20 protein-coding genes and 1 pseudogene are annotated in these 23,891 nt (G+C 61.8%); 11 read left to right on the forward strand and 10 right to left on the reverse strand.

Features of this window, described 5'->3' with window-relative positions; translation table 11 throughout:
• Positions 1-17: 17 nt before the first annotated feature.
• A complete protein-coding gene (gene argJ / locus MF4836_RS20955) occupies positions 18-1,235 on the reverse strand; it encodes a bifunctional glutamate N-acetyltransferase/amino-acid acetyltransferase ArgJ (protein ID WP_078471865.1) in 1,218 nt (405 codons plus the stop codon).
• A 123-nt stretch (positions 1,236-1,358) separates the two neighbouring features.
• Positions 1,359-4,100, reverse strand: a complete 2,742-nt coding sequence (gene secA / locus MF4836_RS20960) for a preprotein translocase subunit SecA (protein ID WP_078471866.1) — start codon at positions 4,098-4,100, stop codon at positions 1,359-1,361.
• A 307-nt stretch (positions 4,101-4,407) separates the two neighbouring features.
• Here secA and MF4836_RS20965 point away from each other — a divergent pair, with 307 nt between their 5' ends.
• Complete coding sequence (locus MF4836_RS20965; protein ID WP_078471867.1) at positions 4,408-4,863, forward strand: DUF721 domain-containing protein; 456 nt, start codon at positions 4,408-4,410, stop codon at positions 4,861-4,863.
• Positions 4,864-4,878: 15 nt separating this feature from the next.
• Here MF4836_RS20965 and MF4836_RS20970 read toward each other — a convergent pair whose 3' ends face one another.
• Entirely contained in the window at positions 4,879-6,366 is a 1,488-nt protein-coding gene (locus MF4836_RS20970; RefSeq protein WP_078471868.1) for a helicase HerA-like domain-containing protein, read from the reverse strand.
• Between the two features lie 192 nt (positions 6,367-6,558).
• Between MF4836_RS20970 and MF4836_RS36180 the strand changes: the two are divergent.
• Together MF4836_RS36180 and MF4836_RS36185 are read left to right on the forward strand one after the other, a co-directional pair.
• Positions 6,559-7,590: pseudogene (locus MF4836_RS36180) on the forward strand (HAMP domain-containing protein); the annotation flags it as partial.
• A 93-nt stretch (positions 7,591-7,683) separates the two neighbouring features.
• On the forward strand, positions 7,684-8,448 hold the full coding sequence (locus MF4836_RS36185) for a methyl-accepting chemotaxis protein (RefSeq protein WP_371106527.1): 765 nt from the start codon (positions 7,684-7,686) through the stop codon (positions 8,446-8,448).
• Between the two features lie 128 nt (positions 8,449-8,576).
• Here the strand turns inward: MF4836_RS36185 and MF4836_RS20980 are convergent, their stop codons facing one another.
• Together MF4836_RS20980 and purU are read right to left on the reverse strand one after the other, a co-directional pair.
• On the reverse strand, positions 8,577-8,765 hold the full coding sequence (locus tag MF4836_RS20980; protein ID WP_078471870.1) for a hypothetical protein: 189 nt from the start codon (positions 8,763-8,765) through the stop codon (positions 8,577-8,579).
• Positions 8,766-8,830: 65 nt separating this feature from the next.
• Positions 8,831-9,679, reverse strand: coding sequence for a formyltetrahydrofolate deformylase (purU, locus tag MF4836_RS20985; protein ID WP_020297238.1), 849 nt, complete (start codon positions 9,677-9,679; stop codon positions 8,831-8,833).
• Between the two features lie 346 nt (positions 9,680-10,025).
• Here purU and mvaT point away from each other — a divergent pair, with 346 nt between their 5' ends.
• Positions 10,026-10,400, forward strand: coding sequence for a histone-like nucleoid-structuring protein MvaT (gene mvaT / locus MF4836_RS20990; RefSeq protein WP_078471871.1), 375 nt, complete (start codon positions 10,026-10,028; stop codon positions 10,398-10,400).
• A gap of 102 nt (positions 10,401-10,502) precedes the next feature.
• On the opposite strand, the gene sbcB is transcribed toward mvaT, so the two are convergent.
• Positions 10,503-11,930 (reverse strand): exodeoxyribonuclease I, encoded by a 1,428-nt coding sequence (gene sbcB, locus MF4836_RS20995; RefSeq protein ID WP_078471872.1) that lies wholly within the window; start codon positions 11,928-11,930, stop codon positions 10,503-10,505.
• Between the two features lie 182 nt (positions 11,931-12,112).
• On the opposite strand from sbcB, the gene MF4836_RS21000 reads away from it, so the two are divergent.
• From MF4836_RS21000 to MF4836_RS21025, 6 genes are read left to right on the forward strand one after another with little or no spacing between them, the layout of a single operon-like run.
• Positions 12,113-12,838 carry an RDD family protein gene (locus tag MF4836_RS21000; protein ID WP_078471873.1) on the forward strand — a complete coding sequence of 242 codons (726 nt, stop codon included), beginning with the start codon at positions 12,113-12,115 and terminating at the stop codon, positions 12,836-12,838.
• Positions 12,835-13,815, forward strand: a complete 981-nt coding sequence (locus MF4836_RS21005) for a stage II sporulation protein M (protein WP_078472051.1) — start codon at positions 12,835-12,837, stop codon at positions 13,813-13,815. The genes MF4836_RS21000 and MF4836_RS21005 overlap by 4 nt, the downstream gene beginning before the upstream one ends.
• The gene (locus MF4836_RS21010) at positions 13,802-15,343 is read left to right on the forward strand and encodes a DUF4129 domain-containing protein (protein WP_078471874.1); all 1,542 of its coding nucleotides are present in this window, start codon (positions 13,802-13,804) and stop codon (positions 15,341-15,343) included. Before MF4836_RS21005 ends, MF4836_RS21010 begins: the two co-directional genes overlap by 14 nt.
• A complete protein-coding gene (locus MF4836_RS21015; RefSeq protein WP_078471875.1) occupies positions 15,340-16,512 on the forward strand; it encodes a DUF4350 domain-containing protein in 1,173 nt (390 codons plus the stop codon). The genes MF4836_RS21010 and MF4836_RS21015 overlap by 4 nt, the downstream gene beginning before the upstream one ends.
• Positions 16,509-17,534, forward strand: a complete 1,026-nt coding sequence (locus MF4836_RS21020) for an AAA family ATPase (protein ID WP_078471876.1) — start codon at positions 16,509-16,511, stop codon at positions 17,532-17,534. The genes MF4836_RS21015 and MF4836_RS21020 overlap by 4 nt, the downstream gene beginning before the upstream one ends.
• Before the next feature lie 13 nt (positions 17,535-17,547).
• Positions 17,548-18,879 carry a DUF58 domain-containing protein gene (locus MF4836_RS21025; RefSeq protein ID WP_078471877.1) on the forward strand — a complete coding sequence of 444 codons (1,332 nt, stop codon included), beginning with the start codon at positions 17,548-17,550 and terminating at the stop codon, positions 18,877-18,879.
• A 15-nt stretch (positions 18,880-18,894) separates the two neighbouring features.
• On the opposite strand, the gene MF4836_RS21030 is transcribed toward MF4836_RS21025, so the two are convergent.
• Together MF4836_RS21030 and MF4836_RS21035 are read right to left on the reverse strand one after the other, a co-directional pair.
• The gene (locus MF4836_RS21030; RefSeq protein WP_078471878.1) at positions 18,895-19,254 is read right to left on the reverse strand and encodes a PilZ domain-containing protein; all 360 of its coding nucleotides are present in this window, start codon (positions 19,252-19,254) and stop codon (positions 18,895-18,897) included.
• A 205-nt stretch (positions 19,255-19,459) separates the two neighbouring features.
• The gene (locus MF4836_RS21035; RefSeq protein WP_078471879.1) at positions 19,460-19,834 is read right to left on the reverse strand and encodes a tetratricopeptide repeat protein; all 375 of its coding nucleotides are present in this window, start codon (positions 19,832-19,834) and stop codon (positions 19,460-19,462) included.
• A gap of 157 nt (positions 19,835-19,991) precedes the next feature.
• Here MF4836_RS21035 and pyk point away from each other — a divergent pair, with 157 nt between their 5' ends.
• Positions 19,992-21,443, forward strand: coding sequence for a pyruvate kinase (gene pyk, locus MF4836_RS21040; protein ID WP_078471880.1), 1,452 nt, complete (start codon positions 19,992-19,994; stop codon positions 21,441-21,443).
• Between the two features lie 132 nt (positions 21,444-21,575).
• Here pyk and MF4836_RS21045 read toward each other — a convergent pair whose 3' ends face one another.
• Both MF4836_RS21045 and MF4836_RS21050 read right to left on the reverse strand, forming a co-directional pair.
• On the reverse strand, positions 21,576-22,514 hold the full coding sequence (locus MF4836_RS21045) for an iron-sulfur-binding ferredoxin reductase (protein WP_078471881.1): 939 nt from the start codon (positions 22,512-22,514) through the stop codon (positions 21,576-21,578).
• Positions 22,507-23,613, reverse strand: a complete 1,107-nt coding sequence (locus MF4836_RS21050; protein WP_078471882.1) for a GGDEF domain-containing protein — start codon at positions 23,611-23,613, stop codon at positions 22,507-22,509. The genes MF4836_RS21045 and MF4836_RS21050 overlap by 8 nt, the downstream gene beginning before the upstream one ends.
• Positions 23,614-23,891 lie beyond the last annotated feature (278 nt).

The raw sequence follows: 23,891 nt of genomic DNA on the forward strand, positions 1-23,891 counted from the left end.
CGGCGCGGGCACCGGCCTCAGGTACGGTATTCGGCGTTGATCTTCACGTACTCGTGGGACAGGTCGGTGGTCCAGATGGTTTCGCTGCACTGGCCACGACCCAGCTCGATACGAATGGTGATTTCTTCCTGCTGCATGACACCAGCGCCCTGGGCTTCGGTGTAGCTGGCGGCACGCGCACCGCGGCTGGCGATGCACACCTCACCCAGGAACACATCGATCTTGCTCACGTCCAGATCCGGCACACCGGCGCGACCGACAGCGGCCAGGATCCGCCCCCAGTTCGGGTCGGAAGCGAACAGCGCGGTCTTGATCAGCGGCGAGTGGGCGACGGTGTAGCCGACGTCCAGGCATTCCTGATGGTTACCGCCGCCATTGACTTCTACCGTGACGAACTTGGTCGCGCCTTCGCCGTCGCGCACGATGGCCTGTGCCACCTCCATGCACACCTCGAACACCGCCTGCTTCAGCGCGGCGAACAGCGGGCCGCTGGCCTGGTCGATTTGCGGCAGGTTGGCCTGGCCGGTGGCGATCAGCATGCAGCAGTCGTTGGTCGAGGTATCGCCATCGATGGTGATGCGGTTGAACGACTTGTTGGCACCGTCCAGCAGCAGGTTCTGCAGCACGTCGCGGGAAACCTTGGCGTCGGTGGCAATGTAGCCAAGCATGGTCGCCATGTTCGGACGAATCATACCGGCGCCCTTGCTGATGCCGGTCACCGTGACAGTCACACCCTCATGCTGGAACTGGCGACTGGCGCCCTTGGGCAGGGTGTCGGTGGTCATGATCCCGGTCGCGGCGGCGGCCCAGTTATCGACCGACAGATCGTCGAGGGCGGCCTGCAGCGCGCCTTCGATCTTCTCCACGGGCAGCGGCTCGCCGATTACCCCGGTGGAGTAAGGCAGCACGGCGCTGGCATCGACACCGGTCAACTCGGCCAGCTTGGCGCAGGTGCGGGTCGCCGCGGCCAGGCCCGGCTCACCCGTACCGGCGTTGGCATTGCCGGTGTTGGTCAGCAGATAACGCACTGGGCCCTGAACCCGCTGCTTGGCCAGAATCACCGGCGCCGCGCAAAAGGCATTCAGGGTGAACACGCCTGCAACCGTGGAGCCTTCGGCACAGCGCATGACCACTACATCCTTGCGCCCCGGGCGCTTGATGCCAGCCGAAGCGATGCCAAGCTCAAAACCGGCAACCGGGTGCAACGTTGGCAAAGGACCAAGACCAACAGCCATGAATGCGCTCCTCTTTAATGTGATGTCAGCACCGTCGTCGCGAAAGACAGTGTTTCAAATGGAAAAACGCCGCGACGGCTGATGCCGGTCGCGGCGCGGGTATTTCAGTGTCCGGCGGAAATCTTAGTTGATCTGGCCGTGACAGTGTTTGTACTTCTTGCCCGAACCGCAGTAGCACAGTTCGTTGCGGCCCAGCTTCTGATCATTGCGAACCGGGGCCGAGGCCAGGGCTACATCGACATCGACGCCCTCTTCCAGGGCTTCGGGCTGATCCAGGCCAGGCGCTTCAGGATGCTCGAACTGCATGCGCGCAGCCAGTGCCTCGGCTTCCTGACGCAGGCGGACTTCTTCTTCGACCGGATCTTCGCGGCGGACCTGAACGTGCGACAACACACGGATCGAGTCGCGCTTGATGGAATCCAGCAGCTCGGAGAACAGGGTAAAGGACTCGCGCTTGTATTCCTGCTTCGGGTTCTTCTGTGCGTAGCCACGCAGGTGGATACCGTGACGCAGGTGATCCATGGTCGACAGGTGGTCTTTCCACAGGTCGTCCAGGACGCGCAGAACGATCTGCTTCTCGAAGCTGCGCAGGGCTTCTGCGCCAGCCTGGTCTTCTTTCTCGTTGTACGCCGCGACCAACTCGTTCAGGAGCTTCTCGCGCAGGGTTTCTTCGTACAGGTGATCGTCTTCGTCGAGCCATTGCTGGATCGGCAGTTTCACCCCGAAACCGCTTTCAATTTCGGTTTCCAGACCCGCCACGTCCCACTGTTCAGGCAGCGACTGTGGTGGAATGTGGGCGCTGACGGTGGCGCTGAGCACGTCCTGGCGGAAGTCGGAAATGGTCTCGCCGATGTTGTCCGCGGCCAGCAACGTGTTGCGCATGTGATAGATCACTTTACGCTGCTCGTTGTTGACGTCGTCGAACTCCAGCAGTTGCTTGCGGATATCGAAGTTGCGTCCTTCTACCTTGCGCTGCGCCTTCTCGATCGCGTTGGTCACCATGCGGTGCTCGATCGCTTCGCCAGGCTGCATGCCGAGGGCTTTCATGAAGTTCTTCACCCGGTCGGAGGCGAAGATGCGCATCAGGCTGTCTTCCAGAGACAGGTAGAAACGGCTGGAACCGGCGTCACCCTGGCGACCGGCACGACCACGCAACTGGTTGTCGATACGGCGCGATTCGTGACGCTCGGAGGCGATTACCTGCAGGCCACCCGACTCGAGTACTTGCTGATGGCGCTTCTGCCAATCGGCCTTGATCTGGGCGATCTGCTCAGGGGTCGGGTTTTCCAGGGAGGCGACTTCCACTTCCCAGTTACCGCCCAACAGGATGTCGGTACCACGACCGGCCATGTTGGTGGCGATGGTCAGGGCGCCTGGGCGACCGGCCTGGGCGATGATTTCAGCTTCTTTTTCGTGGAACTTGGCGTTCAGGACCTTGTGCTCGATGCCTTCCTGGTTGAGCAGGTTGGACATGTGCTCGGAAGTCTCGATGGTCGCCGTACCGACCAGTACCGGACGCCCAGAGATCATGCACTCCTTGATGTCCGCCACGATCGCCGCGTACTTCTCTTCGGCGGTAAGGAACACCAGGTCGTTGTAGTCTTTACGCGCCAGCGGCTTGTTCGGCGGAATGACCATCACCGACAGACCGTAGATCTGGTGGAATTCGAACGCTTCGGTGTCGGCCGTACCGGTCATGCCGGACAGTTTGTTGTACAGACGGAAGTAGTTCTGGAACGTGGTCGAGGCCAGGGTCTGGCTTTCGGCCTGGATGTTCAGGTTTTCCTTGGCTTCGATGGCTTGGTGCAGGCCTTCGGAGAGACGACGACCCGGCATGGTACGACCGGTGTGTTCGTCGACCAGGACCACCTGACCGTCTTGCACGATGTATTCGATGTTGCGATGGAACAGCTTGTGCGCACGCAGGCCGGCGTAGACGTGGGTCAGCAGGCCCAGGTTGTGCGCCGAGTACAGGCTTTCGCCTTCAGCCAGCAGGCCGACACGGGTCAGCATCTCTTCGATGAACTGGTGACCGGCTTCGTTGAGTTCGACCTGGCGGGTCTTCTCGTCGATGGTGTAGTGACCCGCCTTGGTGACTTCGCCTTCCACTTCTTCGACATGCAGCTCCAGCTGCGGGATCAACTTGTTGATCTCGATATAAAGCTTGGAGCTGTCTTCGGCCTGACCGGAAATGATCAGGGGGGTACGGGCTTCGTCGATCAGGATCGAGTCGACTTCGTCGATAACGGCAAAATTGAGCTCGCGCTGGAACTTGTCTTCCATGCTGAAAGCCATGTTGTCGCGCAGGTAGTCGAAACCGAATTCGTTGTTGGTGCCGTAGGTGATGTCGGCGGCATAGGCTGCGCGCTTCTCTTCCGGCGGCTGGAAAGGCGTGACCACGCCAACGCTCAGGCCGAGGAATTCATAGAGCGGACGCATCCAGTTGGCGTCACGGCGGGCCAGGTAGTCGTTCACCGTCACCACGTGTACGCCCTTGCCGGACAACGCGTTGAGGTAGACGCCCAGGGTTGCTACCAGGGTCTTGCCTTCACCGGTGCGCATCTCGGCGATCTTGCCTTCATGCAAGGTCATGCCGCCGATCAACTGTACGTCGAAGTGGCGCATACCCATGACCCGCTTACCGGCTTCACGGGCGACCGCGAAGGCTTCAGGAAGCAGTTTGTCGAGGGTTTCACCTTTGGCTACGCGGGCCTTGAACTCTTCGGTCTTGGCACGCAATTGATCGTCCGAAAGGGCTACCATTTGCTCTTCGAAGGCATTGACGATCTGTACCGTCTTGAGCATGCGTTTGACTTCACGCTCGTTCTTGCTTCCAAAAAGTTTCTTTAACAAAGGCGCAAACATATCGGCAGGATCTTCCACACATAGGGATGGAGGGCGGCCCCGTGAGTCGCCCGAGCAGCCCTTATGGCCGCATGCGAACGAGTATTCTACCCGGAAACGATGGCGAGGAAAGTGGCGTTATTCCACGATGCTAGTACAGCGCTATGACGGGGCTCACTTACAATAAGGCCTTTTCGCCGACTTTCAACCCAGACAAGTACGAAGTTACCCATTGATTTAATGGACAATCCCCAGCCGACAGAGATGAGCGCAGAGACCAGGACGCTTTCTGCTACCATGGCCGCTCTGTAACTTCAGGTTTCTGATCATGGCATTTCGCCCACACACGGCCAGACTCCCCGCCGTTCTCCTTCGCGAAGCCAAGCCTCTCAAAGCCATATTCGGCCATGCCCAGCGCCTGGCCCATCTGCAACGCCTGGTGGAAAGCCAATTGCAGCCGGCAGCGCGCGAGCATTGCCATGTCGCCTCGTGGCGCGAAGGCAGCTTGCTGTTGATTGTCACCGACGGCCACTGGGCGACCCGCCTGCGCTATCAACAGAAGCGACTGCAACGCCAGTTGGTGGAGTTCAACGAGTTCGCCAGCCTGACGCGGATCCTGTTCAAGGTGCAGCCGCCCACCGTTCCGCAAGGCGCTGCGGGCCACACCATGGACCTCTCGAGCAACGCCGCCGAAACCATCCAGGCAACGGCCAATGGCATCAGCGACCCCAACCTGCGGGCCGCCCTGGAACGCCTGGCCAGTCACGCCAAACCGCGAACCTGAGCCGCCGGCGTCGGATCAGCGACGCTTGCTGCCCCCCAGCAACGAGCCCATCAAGCCACGCACCAATTGCCGTCCCAACTGGTTGGCGGCCTGGCGCATGGCTGATTTCAGCGCCTGGCCGGCCGCAGTGCCGAGAAACTCCCCAGCCCGATCGGTAAGACTCGGCTCTTGCGCAACCGGTTTGTCCGGTGCCGTGTCGGCCTTTGGCGCAAGGTCCTTGCGCCCCATCAGCACTTCATACGCCGACTCGCGATCAATGGGTTTGTCGTAGCGCCCAAGCAATGGCGAACCGGCAATCAAGGCCGCCCGCTCGGCTTCAGTCAGCGGCCCGATGCGTGATTGCGGAGGCGCGACCAGCACGCGCTCGACCATGGCCGGCGTGCCTTTGTCCTGCAAGGTGCCCACCAGGGCCTCGCCGATGCCCAGCTCGGTCAGCACTGACAACGCATCGAACGCCGGGTTGGGCCGAAAGCCCTCGGCCACCGCGCGCAGGGATTTCTGTTCCTTGGCGGTGAACGCGCGCAAGCCATGCTGAATCCGCAACCCCAACTGCGCCAGCACGCTGTCGGGCAAATCCCCTGGCGATTGCGTGACGAAGTACACCCCCACGCCTTTGGAGCGAATCAGCCGCACCACCTGTTCCAGTCGATCCTGCAGCGCCTTGGGCGTCCCCGCGAACAGCAGATGCGCCTCATCGAAAAACAGCGCCAGCAGCGGTTTTTCACCATCACCGCGCTCCGGCAACTGTTCGAACAGTTCAGCCAGCAGCCACAACAGAAACGTCGCGTAGACCTTGGGCGCCTCATGCACCAGGCGGCTGGCGTCGAGCAGGTGAATGCGCCCGCGGCCGTCGCTGGCCGGTTGCAGAATGTCTTCAAGTTGCAAGGCCGGCTCGCCAAACAGCGCTTCGGCCCCTTGCTGCTCAAGGGTTGCCAGGCGCCGCAACAGGGCCTGGCTGGAGCCGGTGGTCATCAACGCCGCATCGTCACCCAGTACCTGCGGGTTTTCCCGCAGGTGATTGAGCAGCGCCTTGAGGTCTTTCAGGTCCAGCAGCAACAGCCCTTCACGGTCCGCGACCTTGAAGGCCGCATAGAGTGCCGATTGCTGGCTGTCAGTCAGCTCCAGCAGGCTTCCCAGCAGCAGCGGGCCCATTTCACTCAAGGTGGTGCGCAATGGATGACCGGATTGCCCGTGGATATCCCACAGCGTCACCGGATAAGCCTGGGGCTTATGGTTCAGCCAAGGCATCCCGGCGATTCGTTCGGCCACCTTCCCCTGCGGATTGCCGGCAGCTCCCAAGCCACACAGATCGCCTTTGATATCGGCAGCGAACACGGCAACCCCGGCATCGCTGAAGGCTTCCGCAAGGCGTTGCAGGGTTACGGTCTTGCCCGTCCCGGTGGCACCAGCCACCAAACCGTGACGGTTGGCCAGACGCATGGCCTGGGCGATCGGCTGCCCGGAAAGATCGGCGCCGATAACGAGTTGCGATGAGTCAGGCATTTTGTCACCCCTGGTTAATCTTTAGCCGTACACGGTCGATATGAATAAACGAGATACCAGACACATCTGAAATTAATGTCGGATAGTTCCCTAGGGAGGGATGGAAGTATCAGCTTACTTTCAACTCCGTCTATTTTGCGCGCTTTTATATGAGCACGCCCGGATCACAAGACCTTAGCGGACCCTCGAGCCATGAACAAAAACCTGCGCTTCAGCCATAAAATCCTGCTTGCCGCCTCCCTGATCGTCATAGCTGCATTCGCGCTATTCACGCTCTACAACGACTACCTGCAACGCAATGCCATCCGCAGGGACCTTGATAACTACCTTCAGGAGATGGGCGACGTCACCGCCAAAAACATCCAGACCTGGCTTGCCGGCCGTGCGCTGCTGATCGAAAACCTCTCGCAATCGGTGGCGCTCAACTCGGACAAGACCAACGTCAGCCTGCTGCTCGAACAAAAGGCCGTGACCTCGACCTTCATGGGCGCTTACCTGGGCAACAACGATGGCAGCTTTATTATCCGTCCCGACAGCAAGATGCCCGACGGTTATGACCCGCGTGCCCGCCCCTGGTACAAGAGCGCCGAAAGCACCAGCGGCTCGGCCCTGACCGAGCCCTACATTGACCTGGCGTCCGGGCAGTTGGTGATTTCCATCGTCGACAGCGTGCTCAAGGGCGGCCAGCGCATCGGCGTGGTCGGCGGCGACCTGAGCCTGCAGGTGATTGCAGACAGCATCAATGCCCTGGATTTTGACGGGATGGGCTATGCGTTCCTGGTCAGCGCCGACGGCAAGGTCCTGGTGCACCCCGACAAAAACCTGGTGATGAAGAACCTCAAGGACATCTACCCCCAGGACACCCCGCGCATCAGCACTGAACTCAGCGAAATCACCGCTGATGGCAAAACCCGAATTGTCACCTTCACCCAGATCAAGGGCCTTTCCTCGGTCAACTGGTACATCGGTCTGTCCGTCGATAAGGACAAGGCCTACGCCATGCTCAGTGAATTCCGTACCTCAGCGCTGATCGCCACCGTGATCGCCGTGGCCATTACCATTTTCCTGCTGGGCATGCTGATCCGGGTCCTGATGCAACCGCTGCATGTCATGACCCGCGCCATGCAAGACATCGCCGACGGCGAAGGCGACCTGACCCGGCGCCTGACTATCCAGAACCAGGACGAATTCGGCATCCTGGGCAACGCTTTCAATCGCTTTGTCGAACGCATCCATGGTTCGATCCGCGAAGTGTCCTCGGCCACCGAGCATGTCAACGAAGTGGCCCTGCGCGTGGTCAGCGCTTCCAACTCGTCGATGCTCAACTCCGATGAGCAGGCCAGCCGCACCAATAGCGTCGCCGCGGCCATCAATGAACTGGGTGCCGCCGCCCAGGAAATCGCACGCAATGCCGCTCAAGCCTCGCAACAGGCCAGCGACGCACGCAACCTGGCCGAAGACGGTCAGCAAGTGGTGGATCGCAGCATCCAGGCGATGAATCAGCTGTCGAAGATGATCAGCGCCTCCAGCACCAACATCGAGACACTCAACAGCAAGACCGTGAACATCGGGCAGATCCTCGAAGTCATCACCAGCATTTCCCAGCAAACCAACCTGCTGGCGCTTAACGCTGCCATTGAAGCGGCACGCGCCGGGGAAGCAGGTCGAGGCTTTGCGGTGGTGGCCGATGAGGTTCGCAACCTGGCGCACCGCACTCAGGAGTCGGCGCAACAGGTGCAAACCATGATCGAGGAGCTGCAAGTGGGCGCCCGCGAGTCGGTCGGTACCATGAGTGAAAGCCAGCGCCACAGTCAGGACAGCGTGGAGATCGCCAACCTGGCTGGCGAACGCCTGAACAGCGTGACCCAGCGGATTGGCGAGATCGACGGCATGAACCAGTCGGTCGCCACCGCCACCGAGGAGCAGACCTCGGTGGTGGAGTCGATCAACATGGACATTACCGAGATCAACACCCTCAATCAGGAAGGCGTGGAAAACCTGCAGTCGACCCTGCGCGCCTGCTCTGATCTGGAGCAGCAGGCCGCGCGCCTGAAGCACCTGGTAGGCACCTTCCGCATCTGACCTATTGCCGGCGAGGGCCTAGGCTCTCGCTGGCAAACGCCCATTAAAAAGCCGGCGCGCCTGTTTTCTGAAAACGGGCGGGCCGGCAATAGGGTCTTGTCGCGGTATCCCAAGACGCTGTTCGCCCATCAGGCAGGCTTGGTCGGTGCCTCGGTTTCGGGGTCTTGATCTTGCTGCAGTTGTTCCCACAACTCAGCGGCTCCGGGAAACTCGGTGCCGTCCTGCGGCCCCATATCGTCAGGGTCGTAGCGGCTCAGACAACCCTCGCCCAAGGTGGCGGGAGCCTTGGATGTGGCTTTATCCAGTGGATCGTTCATCGGCCCGACCTCGCTACGACGATGCGGGGGGCCTGACATGTAACGCCCGGCCCCACCCTTCTCAATCAGAACACCACGGTCTTGTTGCCATGCACCAGGACCCGGTCTTCCAGGTGATAACGCAGGCCACGGGCCAGGACCATCTTCTCGACGTCACGGCCGAAACGCACCATGTCTTCAATGCTGTCGCTGTGGCTGACGCGCACCACGTCCTGCTCGATGATCGGGCCGGCATCCAGCTCTTCGGTCACGTAGTGACAGGTCGCACCGATCAACTTGACCCCGCGCAGCGACGCCTGGTGGTAGGGTTTGGCACCGACGAAGGACGGCAGGAAGCTGTGGTGAATGTTGATCACTTTGTGCGCGTACTCGCTGCACAGGGATGGCGGCAGGATTTGCATGTAGCGCGCCAAGACCACCACTTCTGCATCGTGATGCTTGACCAGGCGCGAGACTTCGGCGAAAGCCGGTTGCTTGTCCTGTGGATTGACCGGTACGTGGTAATAAGGAATGCCGTGCCACTCGACCATGCTGCGCAGGTCGTCATGGTTGGAGATCACGCAGGAGATCTCGCAATCAAGCTCGTCGCTATGCCAGCGATGCAGCAAGTCCGCCAGGCAATGGGACTCACGGCTGGCCATCAACACCACGCGCTTCTTCTGTGCGGTGTCGGTGATGCGCCAGTCCATCGAGAACTCTTCGGCAATCGGCTTGAACGCCTCGCGCAATGCTTCGATACCAAAGGGCAACGAATCGGCACGAATCTCGTGACGCATGAAGAACCAGCCACTGAGGTTGTCCGAGTGGTGGCTCGCTTCGGTGATCCAGCCGTTATGGGAGGCCAGAAAGTTACTGACTTTGGCGACAATGCCAACGCGGTCCGGGCAAGAAATCACCAACCGAAAAGTGCGCATGAGGGGGAAACTCCAGAACTTCGCAAAGGCCGCCATTCTAGCCATTACGCGGCAAAACTGCAGTATCCGTTACGCCTCAATCGTCTCCAGGCACCGCCGGGCTCACTAACACCCTGGAAAAACTGACTGCCGGGTTCTGTCACAGACCTAGTTGCAAATAGTCGGTGACTGAGTTTGTGAATATCTGTGAGAGGCCCATCACCGTATTTAACTGCACGGCTTTTTTTTCGAGCCGACACTTTAAACAAATTAAACAAAAGCCCTCTTTAATGTTTACTTGCTGAAACTGCCTGACTATTATTACGACACTGTACCCCGCCACTCGCGCCCAAATAAGGTAGTTTCCATGTCCCTGATCAACGAATACCGTGCCACAGAAGAAGCCATCAAAGAGCTCCAGGCCCGTTTGAAGAATCTGTCCCAAGACGACAAACTGCAAACCGAACTGGAATTTGAAGGCAAACTGCGCACCCTGATGGGCGAGTACTCCAAGTCGCTGCGTGACATCATCGCCCTGCTCGACCCAGAGTCCAAAGTTAAAGCGCCACGCGCTGCTGTAAAAACTACCGGCACCAAACGTGCTCGCAAAGTTAAACAGTACAAAAACCCGCACAACGGCGAAGTCATCGAAACCAAAGGTGGCAACCACAAGACCCTGAAAGAGTGGAAAGCCAAGTGGGGCGGCGACGTAGTTGAAGGCTGGGCAACCCTGCTGGGTTAAGCCATAGCGCCGGCACCAGAAATTGGTGACCCGTAGAAAAAACGCCAGTCAGCTGGCGTTTTTTTATTCCTGGAATTTAACCCGGGTGCGCAGTAAGCCCGTTCAAATACCCAGCCGGACGCTTAATGAACGCGCATAATCCTGCCATTCATTGAGTACCGCTTTCTGCGCCGGCGTGGCGTTTAATAAGGACTGTGCACAGGCCGCGTTAAAAGCCTCAAGGGTATTGGGCGCCCCGTATTTCGGGTCGAGTAGGCGCTGCTGACAAAATGTTTTCCAGTGCTCTTGCTCTTGCTTATTCAATGTCTCGATGAAGTTGCGCGCTCGGTAACGGAATAATAATTCCGGCAGGCGTCCATCATCGAATGGCCAATGCGCTTGAGCCAAATCGACAGGGTCGGCCAGGCGTACTTGCTCGCACAGTCGACGATCACGATCACCAATAAACCCGTCGTATAACTGCTGCTCCGGATCCTCTGTGGCCGCAAAGTCTTCAGTTGCATAGATCGCCTGAAGTTTCTCCCGCCAAACTTCCTGGCCCGCGCTCAGCTGCTGCGCGCGCACCTGATAAAGCTCCATGTCCAGTTGCAGGCGCTGCTGGTCCTGTGGGCGCAATACATTCAGTGGCGCCACCACCGGACAGCGGTTGATATGAATAAGCTTGAGTGGCACCGGCAACTCGCCCTCCTCCAACTCGTCACGGCGGGTGTACAAGCGCTGGCGCAATGACTCCGCATCCTGGTCAAGCAACCCCTGGGGATCGAGGTGCAGGTCACAGACAATCAGCGCATTGCGATTGCGCGGGTGCCAGGCCAGGGGCAGCACCACGCCGAGGTAACTGCGCGCCGCCGAGAACCGCCCGGAAATATGCACCATCGGCTGCAGCAGGCGGATCTGGTCCATCACCCGTTGCTTGCTGCGCAGTTGAAACAGCCAGTCAAACAGCTTGGGCTGCTTCTCGCGGATCAGCCGCCCCAGAGCGATGGTGGCGCGCACATCGGAGAGTGCGTCGTGGGCCTGGCCATGGTCGATGCCGTTGGCAGCGGTCAGACGCTCGAGCTTGAGGCTCACCCGCCCTTCTTCCTCGGGCCAGACGATGCCTTGCGGACGCAAGGCATAGGCCGCACGCGCCACATCGATCAGATCCCAGCGGCTGTTGCCGCCCTGCCACTCGCGGGCGTACGGGTCGAAGAAGTTGCGGTACAGGCTGTAGCGGGTCATCTCGTCGTCGAAACGCAAGGTGTTGTAGCCCGAGCCACAGGTGCCGGGCTGGGCCAGCTGGGCATGGACCCGAGTCATGAAATCGGCTTCGCTCAACCCCTCTGCAGCCAGGCGGCCGGGGGTAATGCCGGTGATCATGCAGGCCGCAGGATGGGGCAGGATATCGTCGCTGGGCTGGCAGTAGAGGTTGACCGCCTCGCCGATCTCGTTGAGTTCATGGTCGGTGCGAATACCCGCCACTTGCAGCGGCCGGTCGCAGCGCGGGTTGATGCCAGTGGTTTCGTAGTCGTACCAGAAGATGGAGGTCACGGGCTGTTCCTGAACTGAAGACCGGCAAAGTCTAGGCGCTAGGCAGCCGCCGCGGCCAGCGATCTTGCACCAGATCGGTTACCCGATGCGTCATCGCGACAGTTAGTGATGTCGTTTGCCCCCCCGACACTGCTAGCATCTGCCCTGGATTTTTTCTCAACCAGGCCAGCCACTCGTTGCCCATGCCCGAGACCACAGCACTGCCACGGAAAGCACCGCTGCACCCGCCACTGGATACGCGGTACCAGGTCGAGACGCCGGAAGGCATCGACTTGCCGCTGCGCCCGGCCGGGTTGATGTCGCGCGCCATGGCCTTTGCCATCGACCTGGGGTTTCGCGGGGCGATCCTCGGTGTGCTGTTCATTGCCCTGGCGTTTCTCGGCAAGCTGGGCATGGGCCTGGGTTCGCTCCTGCTGTTCCTGATCAGTTGGTGGTACATGGTGCTGTTCGAGGTGCTCAACCAGGGTCGCTCGCCCGGCAAGATGCTAATGGGGCTCAGGGTCGTGCAGGATGACGGCACGCCCATCGGCTGGGGCCCGTCCCTGACCCGCAACCTGTTGCGGTTTGCCGACATGTTGCCATTCGGCTATTTCCTCGGCGCCATCAGTTGCCTGCAGCACCCGACCTTCAAGCGTCTCGGCGACCTGGCCGCCGGCACCCTGGTGATCTATCGCGAGCGCACCCTGGACCGCCCGGCATTGCCCGAGGCTGAACCCAGACGCGCACCTTTCGCCCTCAAGCTCGATGAGCAGCGGGCAATCCTCGGTTTCGCCGAACGCCAGAGCCAACTGTCGGCAGAACGAATCGACGAGCTGGCGGCGATTCTCGCCCAGCCCCTGCAGGTTCCCATTAACCAGGCCAAGGCCGAGCTCAACGGCATCGCCCGTGGCTTTTTGGGGCCGACATGAAGCAAAGCCTGTTCGAAAGTCGCCATCAACCCGAGTGGCAGCGTTTCAGCCAACTGCTGGAGCAACTGGAGCGCCGCCAGGCCAAGGCCGAAGACTGCCTGAGTTTCCCCCAGGACTACCGCCGCTTGTGCCAACACCTGGCGTTGGCCCAAGAGCGCGGCTACAGCAGCTACCTGATCGACCCGCTGCAACAATTGGCGCTGCGCGGCCATCAACAGCTGTACCGGCAACGCACGCCTTTGAGCGCCAAGGTGCTGGGTTTCGTACTCGCCGGGTTTCCACGCCTGGTGCGCGAACAATGGCGCTTCGTGCTGGCTGCCGGCCTGCTGTTCTTCGGCAGCCTGCTGGGCTTCGGCCTGCTGGTCTATCTGTTTCCCGACCTGGTCTACAGCCTGGTAAGCCCGGAGCAGGTGGGCGCCATGCAGAGCATGTACGACCCCGACTCCAGCCGCCTGGGCCGAGATGCCGCGCGCGCCTCAAGTGAAGACTGGGTGATGTTCGGCTACTACATCATGAACAACATCGGCATTGCCTTTCAGACCTTCGCCAGCGGGCTGCTGTTCGGCCTGGGCAGCGTGTTCTTCCTGTTCTTCAACGGTTTGATGATTGGCGCCATTGCCGGCCACCTGACGCAAATCGGCTCCGGGCAGACCTTCTGGTCGTTTGTCATCGGCCATGGTGCCTTCGAGCTCACGGCCATTGCCCTGGCCGGCGCGGCAGGCCTGCAACTGGGCTGGGCGCTGATCGCCCCCGGGCGCCTGCCCCGGGGCGAAGCGCTGCTGCAAGCCTCGCGCAAGAGCGTGCAACTGGTCTGTGGAGTGATGCTGTTTTTATTGATCGCCGCCTTTATTGAAGCCTATTGGTCCTCCCTGACCTGGCCCGCGCCCTGGATCAAATACCTGGTGGGCGCAGCCCTGTGGGCGCTGGTGGCGCTTTATCTGATTTTTGCCGGACGTACCGCCCATGCGCCTGAGTGACTCAAGTGTGGCGATCCGCCCGCGCACGCCCTGGGAAGCCATGGACCTGGGCGTGCTGCTGAGCCAGCAGCATCGTCGGCTGCTGATGACCAGTTGGGCCATCGTCACCCTGCCGGTCTTTGCCTTGCTCAGCCTGCTGCTGTGGCAGTCGCCCTCATGGGCCCTGCTGCTGTTCTGGTGGTTGAAACCGGCCTTCGACCGGCTGCCGCTGTTTATTCTGTCCAAGGCCCTGTTCGGCGAGACTCCAACCCTGGGCCAGGCGCTGCGCCAATGGCCGCGCCTGCTCAAGCCACAACTGCTGGCGAGCCTGACCTGGCGCCGCCTGAGCATGAGCCGCAGTTTCGTGATGCCGGTGGTGCAGCTCGAAGGCCTGAGCGGTGATGCGCGCCAGCAACGACTCAACGTTCTGCTGCAAAAAAATGCCGGCGCCGCACGCTGGCTGACCCTGATCGGTGTACACCTTGAAGGCGCGCTGTGGATCGGCCTGATGGTGCTGTTCTACCTGATGCTGCCGCAGCAGATCGAACTCGACTGGGACTGGCAGAAAACCCTGGTCGCGGCCGCCCAGCACGACTGGCTATGGCTGGAGCACCTGACCAATGCCTTCTACGCGCTGGTGCTGATTGCCTGGGAACCGATCTACGTCGCCTGCGGTTTCAGCCTTTATCTCAACCGCCGTACCGAGCTGGAGGCCTGGGACCTGGAGCTGGTGTTCCGCCGCCTGCGCCAACGTCTGAGCAGCGTGGCGGCGCTGCTGTTGCTGGTGGGCCTGACGCTGGTCCCGCTGCATCAAGAAGTCTGGGCCGCCGCAGAGGTCGACCCCTCGACCCACCTGCGCCTGCGCAACCAGGCGCTGAACAGCCAGGCGTCAAAAGATGGCATCCAGGCAATCCTGGAAAAACCGCCGTTCAAGAATCCGGAATCGGTGACCCGCTACCGCTTCGGCGACGAACCCAAGCCAGGCACCCAGTCGGGCAAACCGCCAAGCTGGTTGAAGAAGCTGCTGGGTAACCTGGACGGCGGCACCTTCGCCAGCATTGCCAAGGGGCTGGAAGTCTTCCTCTGGGCCGTGGTCCTGGGCACGATCGCCCTGGTGATCTGGCGCTACCGCGAGTGGTTGCAAGCGTTTGTCAGCCGGCGCCCCCAGCCACGAAAAAAAATCCCGAGGCCCCAGCCGACCCAGTTGTTCGGGCTGGATGTCGCCAGCGAAACCCTGCCCGAAGACATCGCCGCCAATGCCGCACGGCTGTGGCAGAGCCAGCCACGGGAAGCCCTGGGCCTGCTGTACCGGGCCCTGCTCAACCGCTTGTTGCATGACTACCAGTTGCCACTCAAGGCCGCCGACACTGAAGGCCAGGTCCTGGAACGGATCCGGGGCTTGCAGCAACCGGCCCTGCTGGCGTTCAGCAGCAGCCTGACCCAACACTGGCAAAACCTCGCCTATGGCCACCGACTGCCGGCGGCGCACCTGCAACAGGAACTGTGCGACGCCTGGCGGGCGCTGTTCGAGCCGCAGGTGCGACCATGAAGCGTGGCTTGCCGTGGGCCCTGGGCCTGGTGCTGTGCGTACTGGTCGCCGGGGTCGCTTACGTCATTTTTCGCAACGCAGTGCCCTACCAGGAAGTCATCGACCACGGTCCCTCCCCCGAGGCCCTGGCCAACCCTTACCTGGCCGCCGAGCAGTTTCTGCAGCAGCGCGGACTCAAGGTCCAGCACGCCGATGGCCTGGAAATTCTGCCGACCCTGGAGTCCCACGGCCAAACCCTGCTGATGCTGGGGGAGCGCTCGAACATGACCCCACGCCAGGTTCGCCAGGTGCTGAACTGGACCCGCGCCGGCGGGCGCCTGGTGCTGGTCGCCGAGGCGCTGTGGGACGAAAAAACCGAAAAAAGCGGCGACCTGCTGCTGGACCGGCTGCGAATTCATCAATTTATGAGCGCCGACCAGGAACACCCGCCGCAGCCGCAGGAACCTGAAGAAAAAGAAGACTTCCCGAAGTTGACCAAGCTGTACCTGGAAGATGAAAAGGCGCCGGCCTACTTCAGCTTCGACAATGACTTTGATCTCGATGACCCCCACGACCTGGCGCGATCCTGGGCCAACAGCGGCGTCGCCACCCACATGATGCAACTGTCCTACGGCAGCGGCACGGTGACGGTGCTGACGGACGCCGAAATCTGGAAAAACACCCAGATCGGCCGTTACGACAACGCCTGGCTGCTGTGGTATTTGAGCACCGACAGCACCGTCACCCTGTTATTCGACACCCACCACGACGGTCTCTGGCAGCTACTGCTGCGGTACTTCCCCCAAGCCCTGGTGGCCCTGGCAGCGTTGATCGGCCTCTGGCTGTGGCATGTCGGCGTACGCCACGGCCCGCTGCTGGCGCCTCCGCCCAAGGCGCGGCGCCAGTTGCGCGAACACCTGCGCGCCAGCGCCGACTTCCTGTTGCGCCATGGCGGCCAAGGCGCCCTGCTCAAGGCCCTGCGCCTGGACATCCAGCGCCGCGCCCGTCGCCGGCACCCGGGGTTTGAACGCCTCGACACCGAACAACAGTGCCAGGTGCTCGCGCGCCTGACCCAGCAACCCATCGATGCCATCAGCCAGGCGCTGCCGTCAGGCAGCGGGCAGCGCCACTCCAGCGCCGATTTCAGCCGCCTGGTCGCCCACCTGCAAACTCTCAGGAATGCCCTATGAGCGAACTTCCCGAAGACCCGCTTCCATCCACTGACGCCCTCCCTGCCGAACAACATCTGGCCCAACAGCGCCAGCGCGCCAGCCAATTGGCCCAGGCCGTACGCCAGGAACTGCAAAAAGTCGTGATCGGCCAGGACGCGGTGATCGACGACGTGCTCACGGCGCTGATTGCCGGCGGCCATGTACTGCTCGAAGGCGTGCCGGGCCTGGGCAAGACCTTGCTGGTGCGCGCCCTGGCTCGCTGCTTTGGCGGTGAGTTCGCGCGCATCCAGTTCACCCCGGACCTGATGCCCAGCGACGTCACCGGGCACGCGGTGTACGACATGCAGACCGAGCAGTTCAAGCTGCGCAAGGGTCCGCTGTTCACCAACCTGTTGCTCGCGGACGAGATCAACCGCGCACCGGCCAAGACCCAGGCCGCGCTGCTCGAAGCCATGCAGGAACGCCAGGTCACACTGGAAGGCCAGGCCCTGCCGATCGGTCAGCCGTTCATGGTGCTGGCGACCCAGAACCCGATCGAACAGGAAGGCACCTACCCGCTGCCGGAAGCCGAACTGGACCGTTTCATGCTCAAACTGCGCATGGACTACCCAGACGCCGAGCAGGAACTGGACATGGTGCGCCAGGTCGCCCGTTCGACCCGCGCCGACATGCTGGATGTGCAACCCCTGCGCACCGTATTGCAAGCCAAGGACGTGCTGACCCTGCAACGGATTGCCAGCGACCTGCCGCTGGACGAACAGGTGCTCGACTACGCCGTGCGCCTGGCCCGCGCCACCCGTACCTGGCCCGGCTTGACCCTGGGCGCCGGCCCCCGGGCATCGATTGCCCTGGTCCGCGGCGCGCGGGCGCGAGCGCTGTTGCGTGGTGGCGACTTCGTGATTCCCGACGACGTCAAAGGCTGTGCCCTGGCGGTGTTGCGCCATCGGGTGCGGATCGCCCCGGAACTGGATATCGAAGGCCTGTCGGTGGAGCAGGTGCTCAAGCAACTGCTCGACCAGATCCCGGCGCCACGCCTATGAGCCATCTGAACCGATGAAACCTTCGCGCCTGTTGCTGATCTGGCTGGGCGTGCTGCTGGGCCTGGACATCGTCCTGGGCGCCTGCGGTGCCCTGGGCCTGGACCTCCCACCAAGCCTCCAGTCGATTGCCTGGGGCCTGCTGCTGGCCTTGTTGCTGCTGGCGGTGCTCGATGCCGCGCTGCTCTGGCGCCTGCCCTCGCCCCGACTGCGGCGGCAGATCCCCGGCAGCCTGCCGCTGGGGCGCTGGAGCGAAGTCAGCCTGGAGCTGCACCACGACTATCAGCGGCCGCGCGCCGTCGAAGTCTTTGACCATGTACCGGACGGCTTGAGCTTCGAACACCTGCCTCAGGGCCTGACCCTCGAACCCGGGCGGCACAGTCAGTTCGGCTATCGAGTGCGACCGCTCAAGCGTGGGCATTTCAACTTCGCCTACTGCGAGCTCAACCTGCCCAGCACCCTGGGACTGTGGAGCGCGCGCCGGATCCTGCCCCTGCCCGACAGCACCCGCGTGTATCCGGACTTCGCCCGCCTCTACGGCGCGCAATTGCTGGCGGTGGACAACTGGCTAAGCCAGCTCGGGGTGCGCCAGTTGCAACGCCGGGGCCTGGGCCTGGAGTTCAACCAGCTGCGGGAGTTTCGCGAAGGCGACAGCCTGCGCCAGATCGACTGGAAAGCCACCGCCCGCCAGCGCACGCCGATTGCCCGCGAGTACCAGGACGAACGCGACCAGCAGATTATCTTCATGCTCGACTGCGGCCGCCGCATGCGCAGCCAGGATGGCGAGCTGGCGCATTTCGACCATGCCCTCAATGCCTGCCTGCTGCTGAGTTACGTGGCCTTGCGCCAGGGCGATGCGGTAGGCCTGAGCACCTTTGCCAGCCAGGCACCGCGCTACCTGGCCCCGGTCAAGGGCTCGGCGCAGCTCAGCGTCTTGCTCAACTCGGTGTACGACCTGGACAGCAGCCAGCGCCCCGCCGACTACCAGGCCGCCGCCAGCCACTTGCTGGCACGGCAGAAACGCAGGGCACTGGTGGTGCTGGTCACCAACCTGCGCGATGAAGATGACGAAGAACTGCTGACGGCGGTCAAGCGCATCAGCCGCCAACACCGGGTGCTGGTGGCCAGCCTGCGTGAAGAAGTTCTCGACGAACTGCGCCAAACACCGGTGCAGACCCTGCCCGAGGCCCTGACCTACTGCGGCACCGTGGACTATCTGAACGCCCGGAGTGAGCTGCATGAGCGGTTGCTGGCCCACGGCGTCTCCTTGCTCGACGCCCGTCCGGGCGAGCTGGGCGCGGAACTGGTGACCCGTTACCTGAGCTGGAAGAAAGCCGGCACCCTGTGAGCCAGGGCCGGCAGGCTAGGCCGAGGCCTGCAAGGGATAGAAACTGAAGTAGTGCTGCAGGTCGCTCACCAGTTGCCGGTACTCGGCAGACGCCCGCTGCAGGGCAAAACCCGCGTCGTAATAGTGGGGCGTTACGTCTTCGTGGCACCACAGGCAGTTGGCAGTGAAGTCGATGAACTGTGCTCGACCGGTGTTGCCCGGAAGCTTCACCCGCAGTTCGAAATCGACCCCTACCATCATCGGCAACTGGCTGATCAGCATCAAACCGTCTTGCGAGACATTGCCCAGGCTGCCGACAGGCTTGTCGGTGAGTCGATTGTAGACTTTCAAAAAGTACGGCAGCTGGTGCCGCTCTATCCGACGTTCGGTAGGCATGCTGAAGATCGCTATGCAGAGGCCATTAAGCATGGCCGCACTAGGGCTTCGGAGCAGACCTGCAGGCAGGTCGCTCTCCCGAGTCCGTGCTGTCGCCGGTCGCGGGCAGCCAGCAGAGCCGGCGATTCAGATGCGAAGCTCCAGGCGGACTCCGCAATCTTAGCTCAAGGCCCAAGCCCGGCCACGGAATGTATGACGAATATAATTACAAGGTTGCCGGGCGGACCTGGGCGCCGGTACGCGGCGGGTAGTAGCCCAACTGTTGCAGGGTTTCCAGTCGAGCACGGGCACGGAACGCATACTCGCTGCTCGGGTACTCGGTGAGGATGAACTGATAGGTCTGCGCAGCATCGACGAACAGTTTCTGCCGCTCCAGGCATTGCCCGCGCAACATGGAGACTTCCGGCTGCACATAGCGGCGCGAACGGCTGGTGCGATCGACCTGGCTGAGTTCGAGCATCACGCTCTCGCAGTTACCGCGATCGTAGGCGCGGTAGGCATTGTTCAAATGGTGGTCCATCGACCAGCGGGTACAGCCGACAACACTGACGGCCAGGGCAGCAATGAGTACGAAGCGCATGGGGGATCTCCTGTCTTGTGCAGTGTATCGACTCATCAGCGAAAATCTTCAAGGTTGTTCGTTTAAACAAACAAACGAATAAGTAGTGCAAACGAACAATGACTACAACTTCGGACCATAGTAGCCTCTCGTTGCGCTTGAACTTTAGGAGTCTTGCATGTCCGTTCGTCGTACCAAAATCGTTGCCACCCTCGGCCCGGCCAGTAACTCGCCGGAAGTTCTCGAACAGCTGATTCTCGCGGGCCTCGACGTCGCCCGTCTGAACTTCTCCCACGGCACCCCCGACGAGCACAAGGCTCGCGCCAAGCTGGTACGCGATCTCGCGGCCAAGCACGGGCGTTTTGTCGCGCTGCTGGGTGACCTGCAAGGCCCTAAGATCCGCATCGCCAAATTCGCCAACAAGCGCATCGAGCTGAAGATCGGTGATCACTTCACCTTCTCCACCGTACATCCGCTGACCGAAGGCAACCAGCAGATCGTGGGTATCGACTACCCGGACCTGGTCAAGGATTGCGGCGTCGGCGACGAGTTGCTGCTCGACGACGGTCGTGTGGTGATGCGCGTTGAAACCGCCTCCGACACCGAACTGAACTGCGTGGTCACCATCGGCGGCCCGCTGTCGGATCACAAAGGCATCAACCGTCGCGGTGGCGGCCTGACCGCACCGGCCCTGACTGAAAAAGACAAGGCTGACATCAAGCTCGCCGCCGAAATGGAAGTCGACTACCTCGCCGTGTCCTTCCCGCGCGACGCCGCCGACATGGAATACGCCCGTAAACTGCGCGACGAAGCCGGCGGCACCGCCTGGCTGGTGGCGAAGATCGAACGCGCCGAAGCCGTAGCCGACGACGAGACCCTTGATGGTCTGATCAAGGCGTCCGACGCCGTCATGGTTGCCCGTGGCGACCTGGGTGTGGAAATCGGCGACGCCGAACTGATCGGCATCCAGAAGAAAATCATCCTCCACGCTCGTCGCCACAATAAGGCAGTGATCGTGGCGACCCAGATGATGGAGTCGATGATCCAGAACCCGATGCCAACCCGCGCCGAAGTGTCCGACGTGGCCAACGCCGTGCTCGACTACACCGACGCCGTGATGCTTTCGGCTGAAAGTGCCGCGGGCCCGTACCCGCTGGAAGCGGTTCAAGCGATGGCGCGGATCTGCGTCGGCGCTGAAAAGCATCCAACCAGCAAGACTTCCAGCCACCGTATCGGCAAGGTCTTCGAAAGCTGCGACCAGAGCATCGCCCTGGCCGCCATGTACACTGCCAACCACTTCCCGGGCGTGAAGGCGATCATCGCCTTGACCGAAAGTGGCTATACGCCGTTGATCATGTCGCGCATTCGTTCCTCGATCCCGATCTACGCGTTCTCCCCGCACCGCGAGACCCAGGCCCGTGCCGCCATGTTCCGTGGCGTCTACACCGTGCCGTTCGACCCGGCATCCCTGCCACCGGAGCAGGTCAGCCAGGCAGCCATCGACGAACTGCTGAAACTCGGCGTGGTAGAAAAAGGCGACTGGGTCATCCTGACCAAGGGCGACAGCTACCACACCACCGGCGGCACCAATGGCATGAAGATCCTGCACGTTGGCGACCCGATGGTCTAAGCAGCACGCGCTGAACGCAAAAGCCCCGTCGTGAAAACGTCGGGGCTTTTTTCGTTGGGTAGCTGTTGGTGCTTGAGCGCGCTGGGGAGCGTCAGGCATAGATGCGCTGGCCCGCAAGGACGCCGTGGCCTGTCAGGCTCGCGGCAGGAAGACGTCGGCCAGCAGTTGATTGCGCGGCAAGCCTGACAGGTACAGACGCCGGGCGAAGGTGTCGACGCTGTCGGGGTGACCGCAGAGCAGCGCCAGGGTTTGCCGGGACGTCAGCCGCAGTTGACCCAAGGCCAAGGGCAGTTCGGCCGGGGTCAGCAACTCGACGCTGAGGTTGGGATGATTCGCCGCCAGGGCCGCCAGAGGCTTGGCCAGGTAATGCTCGCCGGCATCATGGGCGAGGTGGATAACCCGGATCGCGCCCTGATGATCCTGGCGCAACGCCTCACGCAACACCCCGAACAACGGCGCCAAACCGGTGCCGGCCGCCAGCAGCCACAGCGGCCGGCTCTGCCAATCCGGGTCATAGTGCAGCGCCCCTCCTCGCAGCTCCCCCAGGCGCAGCGGGTCGCCCGGCTTCAGCTCACGCGCCACATCACTGAATGCCCCCGGCTGGCGACAGTCGAGGTGGAACTCCAGAAAGCGGTCTTCCTCGGGCAGGCTCGCCAGTGAATAAGGGCGTGCCACACCACTGGTCGTCCACAGCACCAGATGCTGGCCGGCCTGATAGCGCAGGTTGCGTTCGGGCTGCAACCGCAGACGCAGTACCGTGGACGATAACCAGTCAGCCCCCTGCACCACGGCAGACAGGCCATCGCGCAGAGGATCGAAGGTTTCGACCTGCAGATCCTCGTTCACCTGGCACTGACAGGCCAGGCGCCAGCCGAGACGGCGCTGCTCGTCGCTCAGGGCATCAGGTCGGCTATCGCTGGGCAGGCCCTGGACGCACCGCACCAGGCACGCATGGCAACTGCCGGCGCGGCAACTGTAGGGCACCGCCATGCCGGCCTGATTCAGCGCATCCAGCAGATTACTGCCCGCCGCCACCGACCACTGCCGCTCACCGACCCGCAGCTCAGGCATCGGCCTGCTCCCACGCCGCCGCGCAGCGGTTGCGGCCATCGCGCTTGGCCCGATACAGCGCCTGATCAGCACGCTGCAGCGCATCATCGAGGTCATCGTCCAGCACCAACAGGGTCATGCCCGCCGACAGACTGAGGTCGCGCACCTTCAAGCCAACCAGCTGGGCATCCATAAACGCAATGCGCAGGCGCTCGCAACAGGAGGTCAAGCGCTCGGCGTCGCATTCAGGCAACAACAGGACAAACTCTTCACCGCCGTAGCGAGCCAGCACATCACCTTCGCGCAGGCAGGCGCTGGCCACTGCGGCAAACGCTTGTAACACCTGGTCGCCGGCGGCATGGCCATGCATATCGTTGATCCGTTTGAAATGGTCGAGGTCGATTAGCGCCAGGCCGTGCACCTGGTCGGCGCCCATGGCATGCAACTCACGGGAAGCGAGCCGGAGGAAGTGCCGTCGATTGAACAGGCCTGTCAGTTCATCGGTGGCCACCAGGTCCTCGAGCTGACGCATCATGCCACGCAAGGTGTCCTGGTGGGCCTGCAAGGCGAAACGCCGTTGTCGCATGCGCTGGCGCGAAGCCTGGACATAGCTGGCGTACAGGCACAGCCACAGCAGCACCACGAACAGCACGCTCACCTGCAACACCGCCAACCGCGGGTCTGCCAGCCGGAAGTGATAGGCCTCCCACAGGTTGAGCGCGGCAAAACTGATAAATATCCACATCGCACAGCGGGTAAAGGCCCGCCGCGAAAGATGAAAGAGCCCGAACAACATGGGCACCACGTAGAACACCAGGAAGGTGCCACGGGCGATATCCAGGTGCGCCAACAGCCAGGTCTGCCAGGTGATACCCAGCAGCACCTGCACTTCGGTAAGGCTTGGATCGGAAAACCGCAGGTTGCGCCCGCTGATGAACAGGCCAAACAGGATGGCCTGGCTGATCACCACCAGGACCGTATCGATCAGCGCGGCGCTGACCGGAGCAGAATAATGTCCGGTCAGGATGGCGACCCAGAGCAACAGCAAAATCAATGCGTAACTGCCCGCAGCAATGGCAAAACGCTTGATTAAAAGACGCTGAATAGCTTTATGGGTCAATCGTTGACTCACCGTGCGAAAGGGGGCTTAAAGAGTTTCCTACCCTACAGGCCACTTGCCACTTTAGTGCCGTGGCGAAAAAATAACTATTCAAATTTGTGGCGTTTTAATGCTACGTCTGACGCGTTCACGCAAGAACAGTGCCTGTTCGCTGCTCGACTTTCGTTTGGCGGCTGGCGGGTGTGCCCGGGACTGAGGCGCGGTATACTGCCGCGCCTTTTTAGCGTCGCGCCAATGTGTGTCCGGCGTGCCTCAAGAAGGTGTTTGCAACCGACCGA

Origin of the sequence: Pseudomonas sp. MF4836 (genome assembly GCF_002018875.1) — a bacterium.
Classification (GTDB): Bacteria; Pseudomonadota; Gammaproteobacteria; order Pseudomonadales; family Pseudomonadaceae; genus Aquipseudomonas.